Genomic DNA, 15,148 nt, shown 5'->3' on the forward strand with positions numbered 1-15,148 from the left:
GAAGTCCAATGACGCGACTTCTGGAGCAAGGAAGATGAAAAACCCTACTTTATTGCAGACCTTTCACTGGTATTACCCCGATGGGGGAAAACTGTGGCCCGAAATTGCGGCCCGTGCTGCCAGCTTCAATGATCTTGGCATCAACATGGTCTGGTTACCGCCCGCGTATAAAGGCGCTTCCGGTGGTTATTCTGTGGGATATGACACCTATGATCTCTTTGATTTAGGTGAATTTGATCAAAAAGGATCCGTGGCCACAAAATATGGCGACAAGGCTCAGCTTCATGCCGCTATCGACGCGCTGCACAGCCACGGCATTGCTGTTCTTCTGGATGTGGTGGTGAACCATAAAATGGGCGCCGATGAAAAAGAGGCCATTCGCGTCAATCGTGTGAACGAGCAAGACCGGACACAAATCGATGACACCGTGCTGGAGTGCGAAGCCTGGACGCGCTACACCTTCCCTGCCCGCCAGGGCAAATACTCGAAATTTATATGGGATTTCAAATGCTTTAGCGGCATCGACCATATCGAAAATCCGGCAGAAGACGGTGTATTTAAAATCATCAATGATTATACCGGCGAAGGCTGGAACGATCAGGTGGATGACGAGATGGGTAACTTCGATTATCTGATGGGGGCGAATATCGATTTTCGTAACCATGCTGTGACCGAAGAGATCAAATACTGGGCGCGCTGGGTGATGGACCAGACCCACTGTGACGGTTTCCGCCTTGATGCCGTGAAACATATTCCCGCCTGGTTCTACAAAGAATGGATAGAACATGTCCAGGATGTGGCGCCTGAGCCGTTATTTATCGTCGCCGAATACTGGTCACACGACGTCGACAAACTGCAGCAGTATATCGACCAGGTCGATGGCAAAACCCTGTTATTTGACGCGCCGCTGCAGATGAATTTTCATGAGGCCTCAAAACAGGGGCGCGACTACAATATGAGCCAGATTTTTAACGGTACTCTGGTAGAAGCCGACCCGTTTCATGCCGTGACGCTGGTCGCCAATCATGACACCCAGCCACTTCAGGCGCTGGAAGCGCCGGTAGAAGCCTGGTTTAAGCCCCTGGCCTATGCCCTTATCCTGCTACGGGAAAACGGCGTGCCGTCCGTGTTTTACCCGGATCTGTTCGGCGCAAGCTACGAAGATACCGGCGGTGATGGTGAAAAACACCATGTCGATATGCCGGTTATCGAAAAGCTGGACCAGCTCATCCTCGCCCGCCAGCGCTTTGCCCATGGCATGCAGACGCTCTGGTTCGATCACCCAAACTGTATCGCCTTTAGCCGTAGCGGGACGCAAGACAATCCCGGCTGTGTGGTCGTTATGTCAAACGGTGACGATGGCGAGAAAACGCTGAATCTCGGTGCGAACTACGGCAATAAAGTGTGGCGTGATTATCTGGGATACCGCCAGGAGAGTGTCACCACCGATGAAAACGGTGAAGGCACATTTTGCTGTGATGGCGGGAGTGTCAGCGTCTGGGTACTGGAAGAGGTGCTGTAATGAGTGCGCTGAGCGAAAGGACTCCCTCAGCGCCTTCGTTCAGGGTTTAACGCCAATAACCGTTTTCTTTGCCAACGCCTGCGTGCACTCAACGGTCGGCTTATCGACCCGACGCAAGGTCATGCCGTCATACTCCAGTTGACTAGCGTCGCGCTCAAGGCGATAGATATCGCGCTGTTGCGTCACGTTATACCAGTCATCTCCTCTGGGCATCAGCTTGCCCGGTACCGCAATCACACGTTGCCACTGGCGGCAATCCAGCGTATCCCCTTCTGGCGTAATGATCAGCGAGGCAATGGCCTCAGGACTGACCAGACTGCTTTGCGGTCCCACCGTCTCCCAGTTACCCGCCAGCCCTTCCGGGGCCGGGTGCTTGACCACAGAGGTAAAATCATCCACCTGAACGCAACCACTCAGTGCCAGCATTGCGCCAATAATCAGTTGTTTTTTCATCATCTTTCCTGCTTTTCGCGACAGAATGAGTGTGGCACTAAACGTCCTCGGCCACCAGGGTTTCATCATACCAGACCCGATTTTTGACTGAGTACAGGTTTCCATTCATTAAACACAGGTAATATGCGCGTCCCGGGCACCGTCCGGTTCCTGTTTTGTTGGCTCCTTCTGAGTTCAGAGGCTAATACCATGTCATGGCAACACATTAAAACGACCTTCCTGATTAAATTCTGGTCGCCTGTTCCGGCGGTTATCGCAGCCGGGATCCTTTCCACCTACTATTTCGGCATTACCGGGACCTTCTGGGCCGTTACGGGAGAATTTACCCGCTGGGGCGGGCAGCTCCTGCAGCTGGCGGGCGTGCATACGGAGGAGTGGGGTTACTTCAAACTCATTCATCTTGATGGCACGCCGCTGACCCGAATAGACGGCATGATGATTATCGGCATGTTTGGCGGTTGCTTCGCCGCAGCCTTATGGGCAAACAACGTAAAGCTACGCCTGCCGCAACATCGTATCCGTATTGCCCAGGCTATCGTCGGCGGGATTATCGCCGGGTTTGGCGCGCGTCTGGCAATGGGCTGTAATCTGGCAGCCTTCTTTACCGGCATCCCACAGTTCTCGCTGCACGCCTGGTTTTTTGCCGTCGCCACAGCCATCGGTTCGTGGATGGGCGCCCGCTTTACACTACTTCCCATGTTCCGCATTCCGGTAAAAATGCAGAAAGTCTCAGCGGCATCGCCACTCACCCAAAACGCGGACCAGGCGCGGCGTCGCTTCCGTCTGGGTATGCTGATATTCGCCGGGATGATTGGCTGGGCTCTTCTGACCGCCATGAACCAGCCGAAGCTGGGGCTGGCCATGCTGTTCGGCGTCGGTTTTGGTTTGCTCATTGAACGGGCGCAAATTTGCTTCACCTCTGCCTTCCGCGATATGTGGATAACGGGCCGTACGCTGATGGCGAAAGCCATTATTTTCGGCATGGCGGCCAGCGCGATTGGTATTTTCAGTTACATACAACTGGGTGTGGAAGCCAAAATCATGTGGGCAGGCCCGAACGCCGTGCTCGGTGGCTTGCTGTTTGGTTTTGGCATTGTGCTGGCGGGTGGCTGTGAAACTGGCTGGATGTACCGTGCCGTTGAAGGTCAGGTACACTACTGGTGGGTCGGTCTGGGTAATGTTATAGGTTCAACCCTGCTGGCTTACTTCTGGGATGATATCTCCCCTGCACTCGCCACAAGCTGGGATAAAGTGAACCTGCTGAAAACTTTTGGTCCGCTCGGTGGCCTGCTGGTGACGTATGCCTTACTGCTTCTCGCCCTGCTCTTTGTTATTGGTTGGGAAAAACAGTTTTTCCGCCGCGCATCGCGGGCGGCAATTAAGGAGACCGCATGAATATCGTACCCGATTACCGTCTGGATATGACCGGTGAACCCTGCCCTTACCCGGCGGTAGCGACGCTGGAAGCACTGCCTCAGCTAAAAAAAGGCGAGATTCTGGAAGTCGTCAGTGACTGCCCCCAGTCAATCAATAACATTCCCGTCGATGCGCGAAACCATGGCTATACGGTGCTGGATATCCAGCAGGATGGACCAACGATTCGCTATATGATTCAGAAATAAGGGAAACGCGGCCTGGGAGTGGCTCAGCGGAGAGGTTTGATAAAAAAAGTGACTGCCCCGGACGGGGCAGTCATCAAACACACTAAACCTGCATATTCATGATGTCCTGATAGGCCGTCACAAGTTTGTTACGCACCTGGACACCCATCTGCAGGGAAATGGATGATTTCTGTAGGTCGGTCATTACGTCATTCAACGCCACGCCCGGTTCGCCAAGGGTGAATTTTTCAGCCTGTGTACGCGCTGCATTCTGCGTATCGCTGATTCGGTCCAGCGCGGCATGTAACTGCCCGGCAAAACTCACCGTCTGAACGCTGTCAGCGTTATCAATGCTTTGATTTTTCGCCAGACCTGCCGTTGCCTGCAGTTGGCTGATAACGCTTTCTATACCCTGAATTGCCATGGATTATCCCCGGATGGTTTGATACACGGACAAGGTTACCAGTTCGTCAATAAGATAATGGCGGTAAATAACGATAAAAAACCAGGTTATTTGAGGCATAGAAAATTCTGAATCATCAAATAATGGCATAGCCATATTAATGGACAAATGTCGAGTTTGCCGATCCGGGAGTCTGTTTTGTTTCACTACTCAAATAACAACATCCACCCTGAGTTACGAGGTGCGCAATGAGTGCGACTGCAACTTCTGCACCACAGAATAAATCTCTGGAGTGGCTCAACCGCTTACGCGCGAACCCCAAAATCCCATTAATGGTGGCGGCGGCAGCGGCCGTTGCTATCGTCGTCGCCATGGTACTGTGGGCAAAAAGCCCGGACTACCGCACCCTTTACAGCAACCTCTCCGACCAGGACGGCGGGGCTATCGTTACCCAGTTAACCCAAATGAACGTCCCTTATCGTTTTTCTGATAACGGTGGGGCTATTGAAGTTCCGGCAGATAAAGTTCATGAACTGCGTCTGCGCCTCGCACAACAGGGGCTGCCAAAAGGCGGCGCCGTCGGTTTCGAATTGCTGGACCAGGAAAAATTCGGCATCAGCCAGTTCAGTGAGCAGGTTAACTATCAGCGTGCGCTGGAAGGCGAACTGGCTCGTACCATTGAAACACTCGGTCCGGTAAAAACCGCACGCGTCCATCTCGCGATGCCGAAACCGTCTTTGTTCGTACGTGAACAAAAATCACCGTCCGCCTCGATCACAGTCAACCTGGCGCCGGGTCGCGCCATGGACGATGGTCAAATCACGGCGATTGTTCACCTGGTTTCCAGCGCCGTCGCCGGCCTGCCGCCGGGTAACGTGACCGTTGTTGATCAGAGCGGTCGTCTGTTAACCCAGTCTAATACCGCCGGTCGTGACCTGAACGACGCGCAGTTGAAATACTCAGCAGATGTTGAGGGCCGGGTACAGCGTCGTATTGAGTCCATCCTCGCGCCAATCGTGGGTAACGGTAACGTCCACGCTCAGGTTACCGCGCAGATTGATTTTGCGAACAAAGAACAAACCGAAGAGCAATACCAGCCAAACGGCGACGCTTCTCAGGCAGTACTGCGCTCTCGCCAGACTAACGAAAGCGAGCAGATTGGTGGAAACTATCCGGGCGGCGTACCGGGTGCGCTGTCTAACCAGCCTGCCCCGGCTAATGCTGCACCGATCACCACACCGCCTGCGAACCAACAGAATGGCCAGCAAAATCAGAATGGTCAGCAGACGGCCTCTTCTGCCACAAGCAACGCGGTGCCGCGCAACACCACCCGTAACGAAACGGCAAACTACGAAGTCGATCGCACCATTCGTCATACCAAGATGAATGTCGGCGATATTGAGCGTCTCTCTGTTGCCGTCGTGGTGAACTATCGCACCCTGCCGGATGGCAAGACCGAAGCGCTGAGCGCAGACCAGCTTAAGCAAATTGAAGACCTGACTCGCGAAGCCATGGGCTACACCGAAAAACGTGGCGATACCCTGAACGTGGTGAACTCACCGTTCAACGCAACCGACGATGTGGGTGGTCAGCTTCCGTTCTGGCAACAGCAGAGCTTCATCGATCAGATGTTGAATGCAGGTCGCTGGCTACTGGTGCTTATTGTCGCCTGGCTGCTGTGGCGTAAAGCGGTTCGCCCGCAACTGGTTCGCCGTCAGGAGGAAGCGAAGGCGATACAGGAAGCGCAGCGTGCCCGTGCTGAAATTGAAGAATCCGTGGAAGTTCGTCTGAGCAAAGACGAGCAACTCCAGCAGCGTCGTAATAATCAGCGTCTGAGTGCAGAGGTGATGAGCCAACGCATTCGTGAAATGTCAGACAACGATCCGCGCGTTGTGGCGCTGGTCATTCGCCAGTGGATGAGTACTGAAAATGAGCAATAATGCAACCGGCCTTACCGGTACCGATAAAAGCGTCATTCTGCTGATGACCATTGGAGAAGACCGCGCAGCGGAAGTGTTCAAGCATCTGTCCCAGCGGGAAGTGCAGCATCTCAGTACCGCCATGGCCAGCATGCGTCAGTTTTCCAATAAGCAACTAGTGGAAGTACTGCAGGAATTTGAAAGCGAAGCAGAGCAATTCGCGGCGCTGAACATCAACGCCAACGACTACCTGCGAACGGTACTGGTGAAAGCGCTCGGCGAAGAGCGCGCTGCCAGCCTGCTGGAGGATATTCTCGAAACCCGCGATACCACCAGCGGTATCGAAACGCTCAACTTTATGGAGCCGCAGAGTGCCGCCGACCTTATTCGCGACGAGCACCCGCAGATTATCGCCACCATCCTCGTCCACCTCAAACGTGGTCAGGCTGCCGATATTCTTGCCCTGTTTGATGAGCGTCTGCGCCATGACGTGATGCTGCGTATCGCCACGTTCGGCGGCGTACAGCCAGCCGCACTGGCGGAACTGACCGAGGTACTCAACAACCTGCTCGACGGCCAGAACCTCAAACGCAGCAAAATGGGCGGCGTGAGAACGGCGGCAGAGATCATCAACCTGATGAAAACGCAGCAGGAAGAAGCGGTTATTACTGCGGTTCGCGAATTCGACGGCGAGCTGGCACAGAAAATCATCGACGAGATGTTCCTGTTCGAAAACCTCGTGGATGTGGACGACCGCAGTATCCAGCGCCTGCTGCAGGAAGTGGATTCCGAATCCCTGCTTATCGCGCTCAAAGGCTCCGAAGCGCCGTTGCGCGACAAGTTCCTGCGCAACATGTCCCAGCGTGCGGCGGATATCCTGCGCGACGACCTTGCCAACCGTGGCCCGGTCCGTCTGTCTCAGGTGGAAAACGAGCAGAAAGCCATCCTGCTTATTGTTCGTCGTCTGGCCGAAACCGGCGAGATGGTAATTGGCAGCGGCGAGGATACCTATGTCTAATGAATTGCCGTGGAAGATCTGGACGCCAGAAGATCTTGCTTTGCCGGTACCTGAGTTTATCGCGGCACTGTCCACAAGCGATGAGCCAGGCGTAGAGGTCGAAGACGAGCAATCTGCTGAGCAAAAGCGTCAACAGCAGTTGGCGCAGATACAAATGCAGGCGCATGAAGCAGGCTATAATGCAGGACTGGCGGAAGGCAGACAAAAAGGCCACGAGCAAGGCTACCAGGAAGGTCTCTCTCAGGGCTACGAAAATGGTATGAACCAGGCGCGCCAGCAGCAGGCACCTATCCATGCCCGTATGCAGCAACTGGTTAGCGAATTTCAGTACACCCTGGATGCGCTGGACAGCGTGATTGCCTCCCGTCTGATGCAGATGGCGCTTGAAGCCGCGCGTCAGGTGATTGGCCAGGCCGCCTGCGTGGATAATGGCGCCTTGATTAAACAGATTCAGATGCTGTTGCAACAGGAACCCCTGTTCAGCGGTAAACCGCAGCTGCGCGTGCATCCGGATGATTTGCAGCGCGTAGAAGAGATGCTTGGCGCAACGCTCAGCCTGCACGGCTGGCGGCTGCGCGGTGACCCGACCCTGCACCCCGGTGGCTGTAAAGTCTCTGCGGATGAGGGCGATCTCGACGCCAGCGTGGCAACGCGCTGGCAGGAACTGTGCCGTCTTGCGGCACCGGGAGTCGTCTGATGACTGCACGTCTGACCCGATGGCTGACTTCGCTCGACAATTTCGAAGCCCGAATGGCACAACTGCCCTCCGTGCGTCGTTATGGTCGTTTGACGCGCGCTACCGGTCTGGTGCTGGAAGCGACGGGTCTGCAACTGCCGCTGGGTGCGACCTGCGTTATTGAACGTCAGGAAAACGGCGAAACCCGTGAAGTTGAAAGCGAAGTTGTCGGTTTTAACGGACAGCGCCTGTTCCTGATGCCGCTCGAAGAAGTGGAAGGCATCCTGCCTGGCGCACGCGTGTATGCGAAAAGTATTCTTGGCGATGGTTTGCAAAGCAGCAAACAGTTGCCACTGGGCCCAGCCCTCCTCGGCCGTGTGCTGGACGGCGGCGGCAAACCACTTGATGGCATGCCCGCACCGGATACCGGTGAAACCGGCGCGCTGATCACCCAACCGTTTAACCCGCTGCAACGTACCGCTATCGAGCATGTGCTGGATACCGGCGTGCGTGCCATCAACGCCCTGCTAACGGTTGGCCGCGGCCAGCGTATGGGGCTGTTTGCCGGTTCCGGCGTGGGTAAAAGCGTCTTGTTAGGCATGATGGCCCGCTATACCCAGGCTGACGTTATCGTGGTCGGGCTTATCGGTGAGCGTGGTCGTGAAGTTAAAGATTTTATCGAAAATATCCTCGGCGCCGATGGCCGCGCACGTTCGGTTGTGATCGCCGCGCCTGCGGATGTCTCGCCGTTATTACGTATGCAGGGTGCTGCCTACGCCACCCGCATTGCGGAAGATTTCCGCGATCGCGGTCAGCACGTGTTGCTGATTATGGATTCCCTGACGCGTTATGCGATGGCCCAGCGTGAAATCGCGCTGGCTATCGGCGAGCCGCCAGCCACCAAAGGTTATCCGCCTTCCGTCTTTGCCAAATTACCGGCACTGGTGGAGCGCGCAGGCAACGGTATTAGCGGCGGTGGTTCTATTACCGCATTTTATACCGTCCTGACCGAAGGGGATGACCAGCAGGATCCTATTGCCGACTCCGCGCGCGCCATCCTGGATGGACACATCGTACTGTCTCGCCGACTGGCAGAGGCGGGGCACTACCCTGCCATCGACATCGAAGCATCTATCAGTCGTGCGATGACGGCCCTGATTACGGAAAAGCATTACGCCAGAGTAAGAAATTTCAAACAGTTGTTGTCGAGCTTCCAGCGTAACCGCGATTTGGTGAGCGTTGGCGCCTATGCGCGAGGCAGCGACCCGATGCTGGATAAAGCTATCGCATTGTGGCCGCAGCTTGAGGCTTTTTTACAACAAGGCATTTTCGAACGTGCCGGGTGGGAAGATTCAATACAAGCCCTTGAACTCATTTTCCCGAACGCATAACGCAGTGGGAGAGCGACGACTATGACGCAAAATAGCGCATTAACGACGCTAAAGGATTTGGCAGAGAAAGAAGTTGACGACGCCGCCCTGAGATTGGGTGAAATGCGCCGCGGTTGCCAGCAAGCGGAAGAGCAACTAAAGATGCTGATGGATTATCAGCACGAATACCGCAACAACCTGAATAACGATATGAGCCAGGGCATTGGAGCCCAGCGCTGGCAAAACTATCAGCAGTTTATTCAAACGCTGGAAAAAGCCATCGAGCAGCATCGACAGCAACTGATGCAGTGGAATGAAAAGGTTGATACCGCACTGAATTGCTGGCGAGAGAAAAAGCAACGACTGCAGGCATGGCAAACTTTGCAGGAAAGACAAAACGCGGCCGCACTACAGGCGGAAAACCGCCTCGATCAAAAGAAAATGGATGAATTTGCACAACGCGCATCCCAGAGGAAACATGAATGATCAACTTGCAGAAATTGCTTTCGATAGATGTGGATGCAACCTCCGGTGTGCAAACGGGTGTCGGTAAAACCAGCGGCGATACGGCGCAAGATTTTCTGGCCCTGCTGGCAGGCGCCCTTGGCGGAAAAACGCTAACCGGTACTGACGCTGAGGGTAAGACAACCATAACCCTTGCTGACCTGCAAGCTGCCAGCGGTAAGTCGCTGAAAAATCTTCGCGCATTGTCTTCTGACGATGCGCAGAGCCCTGCCCAGAAACTGGCAGATTTACTGGCCCCTCAGACGGCGAAAACCGATACCGATACACTGACCTCCGACAGTAAAACCCAGGTACAAACGCTGTTATCTGGCCTGACGCCGGAAACCAAAAGCAGTGTTCTTGCTGCGCTCGGAAAAACGAACACCACCACTGACACCACTATTAAATCGGCCACTGACGATGACAGCAGTGATTTAAACGAAGAAGAGCTGGCGGGGCTTAGCGCTCTGATGGCTATGCTGCCGCATCAGCAAACCGCACAACTGGCGCCGACGAAATCCACCGCCGATGTTTCTACCGCAGCCAACAGCGCACTGGGTGCGACAAAACGTAGCGGTGTCGATCTGGCGAGCCTCACAGCCGGTGCACAAAAAGGCGATAACGCCAATACCGCGCTGCATGTGACCACCCCTTCTGCCAGCGATGATACCGCGCAGCAGCAGGCAGGCATTTTTGGCAGCGCACTGGCGCCCGCCGCGAAGCAAGATGCGGATAACGCCACTATGACCATCAACACAACGGCCAGTATCGCACCGGTTATCAGTAATGCGTCATCAGCACAAGCCAGCGCGCCGATCTCTTCTGCGGTTCTGAGCGCGCCGCTAGGCAGCAGCGAATGGCAACAGACGCTCAGCCAGCATGTCACCATGTTTACCCGCCAGGGTCAGCAAAGCGCTGAGTTGCATCTGCACCCGGAAGATCTTGGCCAGGTACAGATCTCCCTGAAACTCGATGACAATCTGGCGCAAATTCAGATGGTGTCACCGCACAGCCACGTCCGTCAGGCGCTGGAAGCGGCGCTGCCTACGCTCAGGACATCGCTGGCTGAAAACGGCATCCAGTTGGGGCAAAGCAGCATCAGTAGCGAAAGTTTTGCCGGGCAGCAACAGTCTTTTTCTCAGCAACAGCAGTCTTCACGTACCGGTGGCGGCAGCAATCTGGCGGCTGAAGAGGATGAGTCGCTGATCGTGCCTGCAAGCCTGCAATCGGCGGCGCGTGGTAATAGTGCGGTCGATATCTTTGCCTAAACGCCAGAGGTAGCATGATTATCTCCGTCTTTTCCGCGCTTTGACGCGGACAGGACACGGGATAATCAGACTATGAGCAGTACCTAACAGGAAGCACGTATCAGATGACTGACACCGCTATCAACAAAAAAAAACGTAAGCGTAAAATCTGGATCCCGCTATTGGTGTTAATCACCCTCGCTGCATGCGCGACTGCTGGCTATAGTTACTGGCGTATGCAACAGCATCCGTCTACGGAAGCGAAAGCGGAGGCAGAAGCCCCGCCACCGCCGCCGGCGCCTGTATTTTTCGCACTCGATACCTTTACGGTAAACCTGGGCGATGCGGATCGTGTGCTGTATATCGGCATCACGCTGCGTCTGAAAGATGACGCCACGCGTGCCAGACTGAGCGAATATTTACCAGAAGTGCGTAGCCGTTTGCTGTTGCTGTTCTCACGTCAGGATGCCACAAAGCTCGCCACTGACGACGGTAAGCAGCAACTGGCTACAGCGATTAAAGAAGCAATCGCAACACCGTTAGTGGCAGGGCAACCGAAACAAGAAGTCACTGACGTTCTTTATACAGCTTTCATTCTGCGGTAAAGACATGGGCGATAGCATTCTTTCTCAGGCCGAAATCGACGCGCTGCTCAACGGAGACAGCGATACGAGCGATGCTCCGAAGCCAGGTGCAAGTGGCGATAGCGATATTCGTCCCTATGACCCGAATACCCAGCGCCGCGTTGTACGTGAACGTCTGCAGGCGCTGGAGATTATTAATGAACGTTTCGCGCGCCAGTTCCGTATGGGGTTGTTTAACCTGTTGCGTCGTAGCCCGGATATTACCGTCGGCGCGATCCGCATTCAGCCCTATCACGAGTTTGCGCGCAACTTACCGGTTCCGACCAACCTTAACCTTATCCACCTTAAGCCACTGCGCGGCACGGGATTATTTGTCTTCTCCCCAAGCCTGGTGTTTATTGCCGTAGATAACTTATTTGGTGGTGATGGACGTTTCCCGACGAAGGTAGAAGGCCGCGAATTTACGCACACTGAACAGCGTGTCATTAACCGCATGCTGAAGCTGGCGCTTGAGGGCTACAGCGATGCATGGAAAGCTATCCATCCGCTGGACGTTGAGTATGTCCGTTCGGAGATGCAGGTTAAGTTCACCAATATTACGACCTCACCTAACGATATCGTGGTGAATACGCCATTCCATGTGGAAATTGGCAACCTGACGGGTGAGTTTAATATTTGTTTGCCGTTCAGCATGATAGAGCCGCTGCGTGAAGTGCTGGTCAACCCGCCGCTGGAGAACTCCCGCTCGGAAGATCAGAACTGGCGAGATAACCTGGTGCGCCAGGTTCAGCACTCCGAGCTGGAACTGATTGCTAACTTTGCTGATATTTCGCTGCGGCTGTCGCAGATACTTAAACTTAAGCCCGGCGATGTTCTGCCGATCGATAAACCCGATCGCATCATTGCGCATGTTGACGGAGTGCCTGTACTCACCAGCCAGTATGGCACGCTAAATGGTCAGTACGCCCTGCGTGTCGAGCATCTGATTAACCCGATTTTGAATTCGCTGAATGAGGAACAGCCCAAATGAGTGATATGAACAATCCGTCCGATGAAAACAGTAGCGCAATGGACGATCTGTGGGCTGACGCGTTGAACGAACAAAAAACCACGACCAGCAAAAGTGCAGCTGACGCTGTCTTCCAACAGCTGGGCGGCGGTGATGTCAGTGGTAGCCTGCAGGATATCGATCTGATTATGGATATCCCGGTTAAACTGACCGTAGAGCTGGGCCGTACGCGTATGACCATTAAAGAGCTGCTGCGTCTGACGCAGGGTTCCGTGGTTGCCCTTGATGGCCTGGCCGGTGAGCCGCTGGATATCCTGATCAACGGTTACCTTATTGCGCAAGGCGAAGTTGTGGTCGTTGCGGATAAATACGGCGTCCGTATTACCGATATCATTACCCCATCTGAGCGCATGCGTCGCCTGAGCCGCTGAGGCCAATGAATGAAAACCCAGGCCACGGTTAGCCAGCCGTCAAATGTACCGGGTTCGCCACTGCTACAAGTCAGTGGCGCACTGGTGTTGATTCTGGCGATAATTTTTATTGTCGCCTGGCTGGCGAAGCGTCTGGGATTCGCCGGGAAATCTGCGGGTAGCCGCGGTCTAAAAGTCAGCGCCAGCACCTCTGTAGGGCCACGCGAACGCGTGGTCATTGTGGACGTGGAAGATGCACGTCTGGTGCTGGGCGTTACCCCTTCGCAGATTAATTTACTGCACACGCTTCCTCCGGCGCCCGCCGAAAATGAAGAAATGAAAGAGAAGACCCCGGACTTTCAGTCCGTGATGAAGAATTTGCTTAAGCGTTCCGGGAGAACCTGATGCGCCGTTTGTTACCTTTCGCGCTGGCCGGATTATGGCTGGCTGCCCCTGCCGCATTTGCTCAACTCCCGGGCCTGGTGAGTCAACCGCTGGCCAACGGCGGGCAAAGCTGGTCTCTGCCGGTACAGACGCTGGTCTTTATCACGTCGCTGACCTTCCTGCCTGCGGTGCTGCTGATGATGACCAGCTTCACCCGTATCATCATCGTGTTTGGCCTGCTGCGTAATGCCCTGGGTACGCCTTCCGCGCCGCCGAACCAGGTTATGCTGGGACTGGCGTTGTTTTTAACCTTTTTTATTATGTCGCCGGTCATCGATAAGATTTACGCCGACGCCTATCAGCCTTTTAGCGAAAACAAGATTTCCGTCGATGTGGCGCTGGAGCGCGGTGCGCAACCGCTGCGTGAGTTTATGCTGCGCCAGACGCGCGAAGCCGACCTCGCCCTCTTCGCCCGCCTGGCCAATAGCCCGCCAATTCAGGGGCCGGAAGCCGTCTCCATGCGCATCCTGCTGCCAGCTTATGTGACCAGCGAACTCAAAACCGCCTTCCAGATTGGTTTTACGATATTCATTCCGTTTTTGATTATCGATCTGGTGATCGCCAGCGTCCTGATGGCGCTGGGGATGATGATGGTGCCACCTGCCACTATTGCCCTGCCGTTCAAGCTAATGCTGTTCGTGCTGGTGGATGGCTGGCAGTTACTGGTCGGTTCGCTGGCACAGAGTTTCTACAGTTAGGAGTGAAAGATGACACCTGAATCGGTCATGATGATTGGCACCGAGGCGATGAAAGTTGCCCTCGCGCTTGCCGCTCCGTTGCTCCTGGTAGCCCTGGTGACGGGTCTGATTATCAGCATTCTGCAGGCCGCCACGCAGATTAACGAAATGACGCTCTCGTTCATTCCCAAAATCATTGCGGTATTTGTGACTATCATCATTGCCGGGCCGTGGATGCTCAATCTGCTACTGGATTATATGCGCACGTTATACAGTAACCTGCCTTATATGATTGGATAAGCCCCACATGTTTCATGTCACCAGCGATCAATGGCTTCAATGGCTCAGCATGTATTTCTGGCCCTTGTTGCGCATTATGGCGCTGATCATGACGGCCCCTATCCTGAGTGAGCGCTCAATCCCCCGGCGCGTAAAAATGGGGCTGGGTCTGGTGATTACCTTTATCGTCGCCCCAACTCTACCGCCAGTCGACGCGTCGATGTTTTCCTCTAATGGCTTATGGCTGGCGATACAACAGCTTCTGATAGGCATTGCGCTTGGTTTTACGATGCAGTTTGCCTTCGCGACGATTCGTTATGCCGGAGAGCTGATTGGCTTACAGATGGGCCTGTCGTTCGCGACCTTTGTCGATCCTACAAGCCACCTCAACATGCCTGTCCTTGCCCGATTTATGGACATGCTGGCGATGCTGCTGTTTTTAGTGCTCAATGGCCATCTATGGCTGATTTCAATGCTGGTAGACACCTTTCATACGCTGCCAATAGGCGCAGACCCGGTAAACAGCGACGCGTTTATGGCCATTACCCGCTCCGCGAGCATGATTTTCGTCAATGGTGTTATGCTGGCATTACCCATCATTACCCTGCTGCTGACCATTAACCTGGCGATGGGGTTATTGAACCGCATGTCTCCACAATTCTCCCTTTTTGTTATTGGTTTCCCAATAACATTGACAGTGGGTATTTTGCTGATGGTCGCCATGATGCCGTTAATCGCGCCCTATACCGAACGAGTATTTGGTGAAGTTTTCAATCTATTAGCCGATATAGTCGGTGAACTACCGAAGAAATAACAACCCACACTTTTTATATGACCTTCCTAAGGAAATTCCTAAAATCAATTCAGGAAATCACCCCCTACGATATACCTGGCGCGGGTTAATTGTTTTTAAGGTTCTCACAGAACACAACATTTACTTTACTTTGAGATGATTCCTGGCAAATTATACGTAACTTTACGGGATAGTGGTTTCGCCTGAGGTCGTCCTGCTCATTGTTTATTACTTTTTTG

At 54.2% G+C, this 15,148-nt stretch carries 18 protein-coding genes; 16 read left to right on the top strand and 2 right to left on the bottom strand.

All coding sequences use genetic code 11. The features are described from left to right. Positions 1 to 34: 34 nt before the first annotated feature. Complete coding sequence (amyA, locus tag IP582_RS16085; RefSeq protein ID WP_193793800.1) at positions 35 to 1,522, top strand: alpha-amylase; 1,488 nt, start codon at positions 35 to 37, stop codon at positions 1,520 to 1,522. 39 nt (positions 1,523 to 1,561) lie between these two features. On the opposite strand, the gene yedD is transcribed toward amyA, so the two are convergent. Next, positions 1,562 to 1,975: a lipoprotein YedD gene (gene yedD / locus IP582_RS16090; protein ID WP_193796294.1), complete on the bottom strand. Its 414-nt coding sequence runs from the start codon at positions 1,973 to 1,975 to the stop codon at positions 1,562 to 1,564. A gap of 189 nt (positions 1,976 to 2,164) precedes the next feature. On the opposite strand from yedD, the gene yedE reads away from it, so the two are divergent. Then, positions 2,165 to 3,370: a selenium metabolism membrane protein YedE/FdhT gene (gene yedE, locus IP582_RS16095; RefSeq protein WP_193793801.1), complete on the top strand. Its 1,206-nt coding sequence runs from the start codon at positions 2,165 to 2,167 to the stop codon at positions 3,368 to 3,370. Then, positions 3,367 to 3,597, top strand: coding sequence for a sulfurtransferase-like selenium metabolism protein YedF (gene yedF / locus IP582_RS16100; RefSeq protein ID WP_041851823.1), 231 nt, complete (start codon positions 3,367 to 3,369; stop codon positions 3,595 to 3,597). Before yedE ends, yedF begins: the two co-directional genes overlap by 4 nt. Positions 3,598 to 3,679: 82 nt before the next feature. On the opposite strand, the gene fliE is transcribed toward yedF, so the two are convergent. Next, positions 3,680 to 4,000 (bottom strand): flagellar hook-basal body complex protein FliE, encoded by a 321-nt coding sequence (fliE, locus tag IP582_RS16105; RefSeq protein ID WP_193793802.1) that lies wholly within the window; start codon positions 3,998 to 4,000, stop codon positions 3,680 to 3,682. Positions 4,001 to 4,227: 227 nt separating this feature from the next. Here fliE and fliF point away from each other — a divergent pair, with 227 nt between their 5' ends. The 13 genes from fliF (at position 4,228) to fliR (ending at position 14,930) form a co-directional block, all read left to right on the top strand. Continuing rightward, entirely contained in the window at positions 4,228 to 5,919 is a 1,692-nt protein-coding gene (gene fliF, locus IP582_RS16110; RefSeq protein WP_193793803.1) for a flagellar basal-body MS-ring/collar protein FliF, read from the top strand. Continuing rightward, entirely contained in the window at positions 5,909 to 6,916 is a 1,008-nt protein-coding gene (fliG, locus tag IP582_RS16115) for a flagellar motor switch protein FliG (protein WP_193793804.1), read from the top strand. Before fliF ends, fliG begins: the two co-directional genes overlap by 11 nt. After that, positions 6,909 to 7,613, top strand: a complete 705-nt coding sequence (fliH, locus tag IP582_RS16120; RefSeq protein ID WP_193793805.1) for a flagellar assembly protein FliH — start codon at positions 6,909 to 6,911, stop codon at positions 7,611 to 7,613. The genes fliG and fliH overlap by 8 nt, the downstream gene beginning before the upstream one ends. Further along, entirely contained in the window at positions 7,613 to 8,983 is a 1,371-nt protein-coding gene (gene fliI, locus IP582_RS16125) for a flagellar protein export ATPase FliI (protein ID WP_041851828.1), read from the top strand. Before fliH ends, fliI begins: the two co-directional genes overlap by 1 nt. 21 nt (positions 8,984 to 9,004) lie before the next feature. Continuing rightward, a complete protein-coding gene (fliJ, locus tag IP582_RS16130; protein ID WP_041851829.1) occupies positions 9,005 to 9,448 on the top strand; it encodes a flagellar export protein FliJ in 444 nt (147 codons plus the stop codon). Further along, a complete protein-coding gene (gene fliK, locus IP582_RS16135; protein ID WP_193793806.1) occupies positions 9,445 to 10,734 on the top strand; it encodes a flagellar hook length control protein FliK in 1,290 nt (429 codons plus the stop codon). The genes fliJ and fliK overlap by 4 nt, the downstream gene beginning before the upstream one ends. A 104-nt stretch (positions 10,735 to 10,838) precedes the next feature. Next, the gene (fliL, locus tag IP582_RS16140; protein ID WP_041851831.1) at positions 10,839 to 11,318 is read left to right on the top strand and encodes a flagellar basal body-associated protein FliL; all 480 of its coding nucleotides are present in this window, start codon (positions 10,839 to 10,841) and stop codon (positions 11,316 to 11,318) included. Positions 11,319 to 11,322: 4 nt separating this feature from the next. After that, positions 11,323 to 12,327 (top strand): flagellar motor switch protein FliM, encoded by a 1,005-nt coding sequence (fliM, locus tag IP582_RS16145; RefSeq protein ID WP_041851832.1) that lies wholly within the window; start codon positions 11,323 to 11,325, stop codon positions 12,325 to 12,327. Next, positions 12,324 to 12,737, top strand: coding sequence for a flagellar motor switch protein FliN (fliN, locus tag IP582_RS16150; protein ID WP_041851833.1), 414 nt, complete (start codon positions 12,324 to 12,326; stop codon positions 12,735 to 12,737). The genes fliM and fliN overlap by 4 nt, the downstream gene beginning before the upstream one ends. A 9-nt stretch (positions 12,738 to 12,746) precedes the next feature. Further along, positions 12,747 to 13,121: a flagellar biosynthetic protein FliO gene (fliO, locus tag IP582_RS16155; RefSeq protein WP_041851834.1), complete on the top strand. Its 375-nt coding sequence runs from the start codon at positions 12,747 to 12,749 to the stop codon at positions 13,119 to 13,121. Further along, positions 13,121 to 13,858 (top strand): flagellar type III secretion system pore protein FliP, encoded by a 738-nt coding sequence (gene fliP, locus IP582_RS16160; RefSeq protein ID WP_041851835.1) that lies wholly within the window; start codon positions 13,121 to 13,123, stop codon positions 13,856 to 13,858. Before fliO ends, fliP begins: the two co-directional genes overlap by 1 nt. Positions 13,859 to 13,867: 9 nt before the next feature. Continuing rightward, a complete protein-coding gene (gene fliQ, locus IP582_RS16165; protein ID WP_041851836.1) occupies positions 13,868 to 14,137 on the top strand; it encodes a flagellar biosynthesis protein FliQ in 270 nt (89 codons plus the stop codon). A gap of 7 nt (positions 14,138 to 14,144) precedes the next feature. Beyond that, positions 14,145 to 14,930 (top strand): flagellar biosynthetic protein FliR, encoded by a 786-nt coding sequence (fliR, locus tag IP582_RS16170; protein WP_041851837.1) that lies wholly within the window; start codon positions 14,145 to 14,147, stop codon positions 14,928 to 14,930. Positions 14,931 to 15,148 lie beyond the last annotated feature (218 nt).

Origin of the sequence: Citrobacter sp. BDA59-3 (genome assembly GCF_015167655.1) — a bacterium.
GTDB lineage: Bacteria > Pseudomonadota > Gammaproteobacteria > Enterobacterales > Enterobacteriaceae > Phytobacter > Phytobacter diazotrophicus.